Annotated in this window: 7 protein-coding genes, 1 tRNA gene and 1 pseudogene; 6 read left to right on the top strand and 3 right to left on the bottom strand. The window is 67.7% G+C overall.

Annotation, left to right across the window (positions count from 1 at the left end):
• A pseudogene (locus tag VN378_RS06775) lies at nt 1-198 on the bottom strand (cell envelope biogenesis protein OmpA); the annotation flags it as partial.
• Between the two features lie 181 nt (nt 199-379).
• A complete protein-coding gene (locus VN378_RS06770; protein WP_325742195.1) occupies nt 380-565 on the bottom strand; it encodes a hypothetical protein in 186 nt (61 codons plus the stop codon).
• 75 nt (nt 566-640) lie between these two features.
• Here VN378_RS06770 and argB point away from each other — a divergent pair, with 75 nt between their 5' ends.
• The 3 genes from argB to dapD are packed head-to-tail and all read left to right on the top strand — an operon-like array spanning nt 641 to nt 3116.
• Nucleotides 641-1567 carry an acetylglutamate kinase gene (gene argB, locus VN378_RS06765; protein ID WP_325742193.1) on the top strand — a complete coding sequence of 309 codons (927 nt, stop codon included), beginning with the start codon at nt 641-643 and terminating at the stop codon, nt 1565-1567.
• Entirely contained in the window at nt 1564-2256 is a 693-nt protein-coding gene (locus tag VN378_RS06760; RefSeq protein WP_325742191.1) for a pyrimidine 5'-nucleotidase, read from the top strand. Before argB ends, VN378_RS06760 begins: the two co-directional genes overlap by 4 nt.
• The gene (dapD, locus tag VN378_RS06755; protein ID WP_325742186.1) at nt 2256-3116 is read left to right on the top strand and encodes a 2,3,4,5-tetrahydropyridine-2,6-dicarboxylate N-succinyltransferase; all 861 of its coding nucleotides are present in this window, start codon (nt 2256-2258) and stop codon (nt 3114-3116) included. Before VN378_RS06760 ends, dapD begins: the two co-directional genes overlap by 1 nt.
• 45 nt (nt 3117-3161) lie before the next feature.
• On the opposite strand, the gene VN378_RS06750 is transcribed toward dapD, so the two are convergent.
• Nucleotides 3162-4391 (bottom strand): PQQ-dependent sugar dehydrogenase, encoded by a 1230-nt coding sequence (locus tag VN378_RS06750; protein ID WP_325742184.1) that lies wholly within the window; start codon nt 4389-4391, stop codon nt 3162-3164.
• A 185-nt stretch (nt 4392-4576) separates the two neighbouring features.
• On the opposite strand from VN378_RS06750, the gene VN378_RS06745 reads away from it, so the two are divergent.
• The 3 genes from VN378_RS06745 (at nt 4577) to VN378_RS06735 (ending at nt 8553) form a co-directional block, all read left to right on the top strand.
• Nucleotides 4577-4653 (top strand) — tRNA-Met (locus VN378_RS06745).
• A 236-nt stretch (nt 4654-4889) separates the two neighbouring features.
• Nucleotides 4890-7394: a TonB-dependent receptor gene (locus VN378_RS06740; RefSeq protein ID WP_325742182.1), complete on the top strand. Its 2505-nt coding sequence runs from the start codon at nt 4890-4892 to the stop codon at nt 7392-7394.
• 157 nt (nt 7395-7551) lie between these two features.
• Nucleotides 7552-8553 carry an agmatine deiminase family protein gene (locus tag VN378_RS06735; protein ID WP_325742180.1) on the top strand — a complete coding sequence of 334 codons (1002 nt, stop codon included), beginning with the start codon at nt 7552-7554 and terminating at the stop codon, nt 8551-8553.
• Nucleotides 8554-8574: the final 21 nt, after the last annotated feature.

Here is an 8574-nt window from a genome sequence, read left to right as displayed (position 1 = left end):
AAACGCCGCCCAGTCGCCTTCCGTGGCGATGTCAAACGCAGCCGACGTCGTCGTCGAACGCGTCTCCACGTCGCCCAGGGTATGGTAACCGGCGTCTATCGCCCCATACCAGCCATTCGGCTCAGCCGCCGCTGCGCCGGCCGACAGGGCCAGAGCCCCGACCGCGCTGGTGGCCATGATGAAAGTCTTTACGCGCATGGGTGGATGCCCTCCGCAGCCCAAATGAATTTTTGACGGCGTACAAGCCGCCGCTGGACCCTCTTAACAGCCCAGCTGGCCAAGGTCGAGCCGGGTAAGCGGATAAGCGGCCAGCGTGGCCATATAGCTACAAGCCGAGGATCCCTGGATATCCAGGATTCAAGGCCGACGTGTGCGAAGTTCAGCCGCCGCCGGTTCGACCGGTCGCCTTGCCCGTCCCCTCGCAGACGGCGCAGGTTTCGCCCGAGACGTTGACGCCAGCGCCCTGACACTCGGGGCAGAGGGTCGGATCGGGGTGCTGCAGCGAGGCGGGGTCCGTCGGGCTGGACGGCGTCAGGTCGCGATCATCGATGTCGTGCGGGTTCATGCCGGTTGGAACGGCGTGGAGACCGTCCGGTTTCATGATGACAGGGGGCGGCCCTGGCTTTACTGACCCGCCATCATGGACGAGACCGAACGGCAATCCGAGGAACGCGGCTGGGACACGGCGAAGACGCTGGCCGAGGCCCTGCCGTACATCCAGATCTACGATCGCAAGACGGTGGTGATCAAATACGGCGGCCACGCCATGGGCGAGAGCGCCGTGGCGAAACAGTTCGCCGCCGACGTGGTCCTTCTGAAGCTGATGGGGGTCAACCCCGTCGTGGTGCACGGCGGCGGACCGCAGATCAGCGCCATGCTGGACAAGGCCGGAGTCCGGTCCAGCTTCGTCGACGGACTTCGGGTGACGGACGCCGACACCATGCAGGTGGCCGAAATGGTCCTGTCCGGCGCCGTCAACAAGGAGATCGCTCACTGGATCACCATGGCCGGCCGCGAGGCGGACGTCCGCGGCATCGGCCTGTCGGGCAAGGACGCCGGCCTGCTGACGGTCGAGAAGACCCGCCGGACGAAACGCGATCCGGACAGCATGATCGAGCATGAGGTCGACCTGGGTCTGGTCGGCGAACCGACGAAGGTCGACCCCAAGCTGATCGTGCGCCTGCTCGAATCCGACGCCGACTGGGTGCCGGTCATCGCCCCGATCGGCGTGGCCGAGGACGGCCAGACGTTCAACGTCAACGCCGACACCGTAGCCGGCGCCCTGGCGGGGTCGCTGAAGGCCAAGCGCATGCTGCTGCTGACCGACGTGGCGGGGGTCAGGGGCGCGGACGGCCAGATCATCCGCCAGATGACGGTCGGCGAGGCCGCGAAACTGATCGAGGACGGGGTGGCGACCGGGGGCATGATCCCCAAGCTCGAGACCGCCATGGCGGCGGTGCGCGACGGGGTCGAGGCCGTGGTCATCCTGGACGGCCGGCGCCCGCACGCCATGCTGGTCGAGCTGTTCACCGAGCACGGCGCCGGCACCCTGGTGAAGGCGGAATGAGCGCGGAGGCCGTCCCGGCGACCGAACTGGGAGCCGATCTGCGCCATGTCCGCAGCTGGATCTTCGATCTGGACGACACCCTGTATCCGCCCGAGTCGCAGTTCATGGGTCTGATCCAGCAGCGCATCAACGACTATGTCGTGCGCACCTCGGGCCTGCCGGCTGACCAGGCCATGATCGTGCAGAAGGGCTATCTCAACGACTATGGCACCTCGCTGGCCGGGCTGATGGCCCACTACCGGATCGATCCCCACGACTTCCTCGCCGAGGTGCACGACGTGCCGCTGGATGTTCTGACGCCCGATCCCGGCCTGCGCGCGGCGCTGGAGCGGCTGGACGGACCGCGCATCGTCTTCACCAACGGTTCGACCGCCCATGCCCGGCGGGTGATCGAGCGGCTCGCGCTGGCCGACCTGTTCGACGGCCTGTTCTCGCTGGAAGACGCCGACCTGATCCCCAAGCCGGACCCCCGCACCTTCGCCCGGATGACGGAGCGGTTCGGCGTCGCGCCGGATTCGGCCGCCTTTTTCGAGGATACGGTGCGGAATCTCGAACCGGCCCACGCCATCGGGATGACGACCGTGCTGGTCGGGTCCCGGGCCCATGACGCCGACGTCGCCTTCGTCGACCACCGGGCCGCCGCGCTCGGTCCCTTCCTCGCCACCGCCCGCCTGCCCGGAGACGCCTGATGCTGGATCGCGCGCACCTTGAATCCGTCATCGAAACCGCCTGGGAGGACCGGGCGGACATTTCGGTCTCGACCCACGGCGAGGTCCGCAAGGCCGTTGAACAGGCCCTGGCCCTGCTCGACTCGGGCGAGGCCCGGGTCGCGTCGCGCGGGGCGGACGGCGTCTGGACCACGCATCAGTGGCTGAAGAAGGCCGTGCTGCTGTCGTTCCGGCTCAATCCGAACGTCCGCATGGGCGGCCACGTCGGAGCGGTCATGAGCGCCAGCGATCCGACGCCCGGGCCGTACTGGGACAAGGTGCCGGTCAAATGGGCCCGCTGGACCGAGGCGGACTTCGAGCGCGCGGGCTTCCGCGCCGTGCCGGGCGCCGTGGCGCGTCAAGGAGCCTTCATCGGCCGCAACGTCGTGCTGATGCCCAGCTTCGTGAACATCGGCGCCTTCGTCGACGAGGGTTCGATGGTCGACGCCTGGGCCACGGTCGGGTCCTGCGCCCAGATCGGCAAGAATGTGCACCTGTCCGGCGGGGCGGGCATCGGCGGCGTGCTGGAGCCGCTGCAGGCCAATCCGACCATCATCGAGGACGGCTGTTTCATCGGCGCCCGCGCCGAGGTGGCCGAGGGCGTGATCGTGCGCGAGGGCGCCGTCCTGGCCATGGGCGTCTATCTGTCGGCCTCGACGAAGATCGTCGACCGGGCGACCGGAGAGGTCTTCCGCGGCGAGGTGCCCGCGTACAGCGTCGTGGTGCCGGGCAGCCTGCCCGACCCGAACGGCGGCCCGTCGCTCTACTGCGCTGTGATCGTCAAACGGGTCGACGCGCAGACCCGGGCCAAGACCGGGGTGAACGACCTGCTGCGGGATTGACCTGCGCTCAAGCAGCGGGGCGCCGCGCGCCGGGCGGTGGAGCCCTCAAGACGCCGCCAGCCGCACCAGCTTGCCGTTCTGCTCGTCCGTGATCGCCCAGACGGCGCCATCCGGGGCGACCGCCACGTCGCGGATCCTTTCGCCCAGGCCCGTCAACAACCGCTCCTCGCCGACCACCCGGCCGCCTTCGAGCACAAGCCGGGCGATGTGCTTTTCCTTCAGGCCGGCGACCAGAAGATTGCCGCGCCAGCCGGGGAACATGGCGCCGTCGTAGAAGGTCATGCCGCCGGGCGCGATGACGGGATCCCAGTAGTAGACGGGCTGCTCCATGCCTTCGCGCGCGGTGACGCCCTCGTTGATCGGCCCGCCGCTGTATTCGACGCCATAGGCGATGACCGGCCAGCCGTAGTTCTTGCCGGCTTCCAGCCGGTTCAGTTCGTCGCCGCCGCGCGTGCCGTGCTCCATGGTCCAGACGGCGCCGTCGGGCGCGATGGCCACGCCCTGGACGTTGCGGTGGCCCAGCGACCAGATCTCGGGCAGGGCGCCGGCGCGGCCGACGAAGGGATTGTCGCGCGGAACCGAGCCGTCGGCGTTGATCCGGACGACCTTGCCCATGTGGGAACCGAGGTCCTGGGCCTGGGGCCGCATCGGCCTGTCGGACCGCTCGCCCAGGGTGACGAACAGATGGCCCGCGTCGTCGAAGGCGAGCGACGATCCGAAATGCTTGTCTCCATTATAGACCGGCAGGGCGCGGAAGATGATCTGGACGTTCTCGACCCGGGTTCCGTCATCCGACAGCCGGGCGCGCGCGACCGAGGTGGCGTTGCCGCCCTCGCGCGGTTCGGAATAGCTCCAGTAGATCAGCCGGTCGGCGCCGAAGGTCGGACCGGCTGCGACGTCCAGCAGGCCGCCCTGGCCCCGGGCGTCCACGGCGGGCAGGCCCGCGACGGGTTCGCCGATCGCGCCCCCGGCGGTGATGATTCGCAGGCGGCCGGGCCGTTCGGTGACCAGCCAGCCGCCGTCGGGCAACAGGGCCAGACCCCACGGATGCTCCAGTCCCGAGGCCACGATCCTGTGCGCCAACGCCGTTTCGGTGCGGACGCCGGGCGCGCGGGTCTGTCCGGGGAAGGCAGGTTGCTGGCCTGCGCCGTTGGCGGGCCGGGTTTCGAGAGGCGCGCCGGCCTGCCCCGGAGACGCGCCATCCTGTTCGCCGGCCCCGCAGGCGGCGGAAAGCACGGCGGCGGCGACAGTGGCGGCGAGGGCGAGCAGGCGCATGGAAATCCTCCGGGTGGAACAGCGAACGAACGGCCCGCCCAGCCTAACCGTTCCGGTCCGGCGCCGTCACCTTCGTCGCACCGAAAGCCGCGGCGCTTCCTCGACTTGAATCCGCCCTCGCCCGCCTATATAGGCACGCCTCTTCCGGCGGTCAGACCAGTTCCCGCCGGAACTCGAGCAATCGGGGCTGGGTAGCTCAGCTGGTTAGAGCGGTGGATTCATAACCCACAGGTCGGCGGTTCGAGCCCGCCTCCAGCCACCACCTCATCCTTGTGATCCTGAAGCTTCACGCTCCGTCCACGGATCAGATCGGAAGCGTCATCCACAGCTAAACGACCCACAGCAGTGTGTCTCCCGGGTCACCCGTCCGGGCTGTCATATCACTGTCACACGAATGTCGTCCCACTTTCCCAAGGCACGCCTAGAGGGGGCGGGATTTCAACCGGCCGCCGCCGGTCGCAGGGCGCTCGCGCCCATCTTCATCGGGGATAGATGACTATGACGAACCGCAAACGCGTGTTCTGGGCGACGACCGCCCTCTTCAGCGGCCTTCTGGTCGCCGGCGCCGCCTCCGCCCAGTCTTCGGGCACGGTCGCGACCGAAGCCACCGAACTGGACACCGTGGTCGTCACGGGCACGCGCGGACCGTTCACGACCGACGGCTCCATCGTCGCCGAGAGCGTGGCCAAGACCCGCTCGACCATCACGCAGGAGTTCATCTCGACCCAGAGCCCGGGCCAGACGATCCTGCAGACCCTGAACCTCGTCCCCGGCCTGAACTTCGTGAACGCCGACCCCTACGGTAACTCGGGCGGCAACATCCGCATGCGCGGGTTCGACGGCAACCGCGTGTCCCTGACCTTCGACGGCGTGCCGCTGAACGACACCGGCAACTACGCCACCTACACCAACCAGCAGCTGGATCCGGAACTGATTGAGCGCGCCTCGGTCAACCAGGGCACGACCGACGTCGACAGCCCGACCGCCTCGGCTACCGGCGGCACCATCAACTACACCACGGCCCGCCCGCTCCAGGAAGCGGGACTCCAGGTCAACGCTTCGGTCGGCGAGTTCAACTACGGCCGCGTCTTCGTGCGGGCCGACAGCGGCGCCTTCGGGCCCTGGGGCACGACCGGCTATCTGACCGCGTCCTACACCAACTACGACAAGTTCAAGGGTCCGGGCGAGCTGGAAAAGCAGCAGTATAACGGCCGCCTGTACCAGGACTTGGGCGACGGCGATTTCGCGAGCCTGGCGTTCAACTGGAACGTCAATCGCAACGACTTCTACAACAACTTCATCAACAAGGCCCAGTTCGAGGCCGGCACCCACCTCGAAAACGACATCGCCTGCTTCCGTCCGCTCGCCGTCAACGGCACGACGCAGAACGAAGCCACCCAGTCGCGCCGGGTCCTGTCCGACGGCAGCGTGGCCACCGGCAGCTGCACCAACTACCACGGCCTGCGCATCAACCCGTCGAACACCGGCAACATCCGTGGCCAGTTCAGCTACGGGCTGACCGACAGCATCCGCTTCACCTTCGATCCCTCGTTCCAGTATGTCATCGCCAACGGCGGCGGCTTCACCCTGGTGCAGGAGCGGGATGACCGCCTCGATCTGGGCGGCGGCAACACGGGCGGCACCGGCGTCGATCTGAACGGCGACGGCGACGTCCTCGACAACGTGGGCCTTTACACGCCGTCGAACACCAATACCCACCGCTATGGCATCATCAGTTCGCTGATCTGGGATCTGAACGACGATCACCGCCTGCGCGCCGCCTATACGCTTGACTACGGCCGTCACCGCCAGACGGGCGAAGCCACCCGGTTCAACCCCGCCAGCGAACCGCTGAACGTGTTTGGCGGTCAGGAGCGCTGGGGTAGTCCCGAAGACCGCGTCTTCGGCGTCGACGGCTCGGTTTACCGGTCGCGCGACCGCTTCTCGATCGCCCAACTGAACCAGTTCGCCCTCGAATACCGCGGCAACTTCTTCGAAGACGCCGTCACCGTCAGCATCGGCGCCCGCGCGCCCTTCTTCGTCCGCAAGCTGAACCAGAACTGCTTCTCGCAGGACGGTCGTTCGACGGTGCGCTGCACCACGGAAACGCCGACCCTGACGCTTGCGAACGGCAATGTGCGGTTCGCCAGCACCGGCACGGCCGAGTGGGTTTCGCCCTATTCGGCCGAGATCAAATATGAGGACGTGCTTCCCAACGCCGGCGTCGTGTGGCGTTTCGCGGAAGGGCACAGCTTCTACACCAGCTATGCCGAAGGCATTTCGGTGCCGCGCACCGACAACCTCTACCAGCCGGCCCGCGCCGCCGACGGCTCGCTGAACTTCTCGACGGTCCAGCCAGAGACCACCAAGTCGTATGATGTGGGCTACCGCTATCGCAACGACCGCATGATCGCCTCGGCCGCGGTCTGGTATACCGACTACCAGAATCGCATCGTGTCCTCGCGCGACAACGATCCGCTGTCGCCGTTCTTCAACGAGTTCATTGACCGCAACCTGGGCGCCGTCGAACAGAGGGGCATCGACGCCCAGGTCGGCTGGGAAGTGACCGACAGGCTGACCGTTTACGGCTCGGCCTCGTGGAACGACAGCGAAGTCCAGGACGATCTGGAAACCAGCCCCGGCGTCTTCCTGCCGACGGGCGGCAAGAAGCTGGTCGAAACGCCGGAGTGGACCTACGCGGCCCGCGTCGACTGGCAGGCGACCGACAACCTGTCGGTGGGTCTGCAAACCAAGGCCGTCGACGACCGCTTCACCAACGACGTGAACAGCGAATCCTTCGCCGGCTACACGGTGGTGGACTTCGACGCCCGCTACGACCTGACCGACACCTTCGGCATCCGCGACGCCTTCGTGCAGGTCAATGTGACCAACCTGTTCGGCGAGGACTATCTGGGCAACATCTCGACCAGCACGACGGGACTGCGCACCGGTTCGCTGGGTTCGCCCCGTACGGCGGTCGTGACCCTCGGCACCAGCTTCTAGGCCAGGTTTCGGGATCAAAAACGGAAGGGGCGGCCGGGAAACGGGCCGCCCCTTCTGCCGTTTGGAAAGGCCGTGCCGGCCTGGAGCAAGTTGAAGTCGGGAGCCGCCGTGTCTATGTGGCGCGGTCGCCTTGCCGCCGTTCAGGACGCTCGCCCCCATGACCCTCCCCATCCCCGCCGAATGGGCGCCGCACCGCGCGATGTGGGTCGGCTGGCCCAGCCACGCCGAGCTGTGGGAAGCCAATCTGGAACCGGCCCAGGCCGAGGTCGAGGCCCTCGTACGCGCCCTCGCCGGTCCGGGCCGTGAGCGGGTCAGGCTGCTGGTCGGCAAGCCGGAGGCGCTGGACGGCGCCCGCGCCCGCTTCGCCGGCGTGGCCGGCGTCGAGGTGATCGACGGCCGCTTCGGCGACATCTGGCTGCGCGACACCGGACCGATCTTCGGTGAAGCTTCCCGAACGGCCGCAGCCTTCCGCTTCAACGGCTGGGGCGGGAAATACGAACTGGAGCATGACGACACGGTCGCCGACCAGATCGGCCAGACCTCGGGCGCGCCGCTGACCCGCAACGACTTCATCCTCGAGGGGGGCGCGGTCGACCACGACGGTCAGGGTACGATCCTGACGACGCGCCAGTGCGTGCTCAACCCGAACCGGAACACGGGCTGGACCGAAGAAAAGGCCGAGGCGGCGCTCGCCGGCTCCCTCGGCGCCCGCAAGGTGCTGTGGCTCGGCGAGGGCCTGCTGAACGACCACACTGACGGCCATGTCGACAATCTGGCCCGCTTCGTCGCCCCCGGCGTGGTCGCCTGTCCGGTCGCCTGGGGCAAGGGCGACCCGAACGACGCCGTCTATGACACCGTCGCGCGGACGCTGTCGCAGATGACCGATGCGGCCGGCGCGCCGATCAGGGTGCTGCGCCTTCCCTCGCCGGGCTTCGTCGGCGACGAGGACGAGAAACCCGTGCCGGCCAGCCACATGAATTTCCTCATCGCCAACGGCGCCGTCATCGTCCCGACCTATGGCGACGACCGCCCCGCCGATCTGGCGTGTCAGGGCCTGAAGACAATTTTCCCGGACCGGGAGATCATCCCCCTTCCATCCATCGCCATCCTGTCCGGCGGCGGATCCTTCCACTGCATCACACAGCAGGAGCCCGCTTAGCATTGAGAGGTGATAGTGTTA

The sequence above is a fragment of the Brevundimonas sp. genome (assembly GCF_035561115.1).
GTDB lineage: Bacteria > Pseudomonadota > Alphaproteobacteria > Caulobacterales > Caulobacteraceae > Brevundimonas.
Note: the sequence above shows the minus strand (reverse complement) of the source record. Positions and strands in the feature narration are given on the sequence as shown.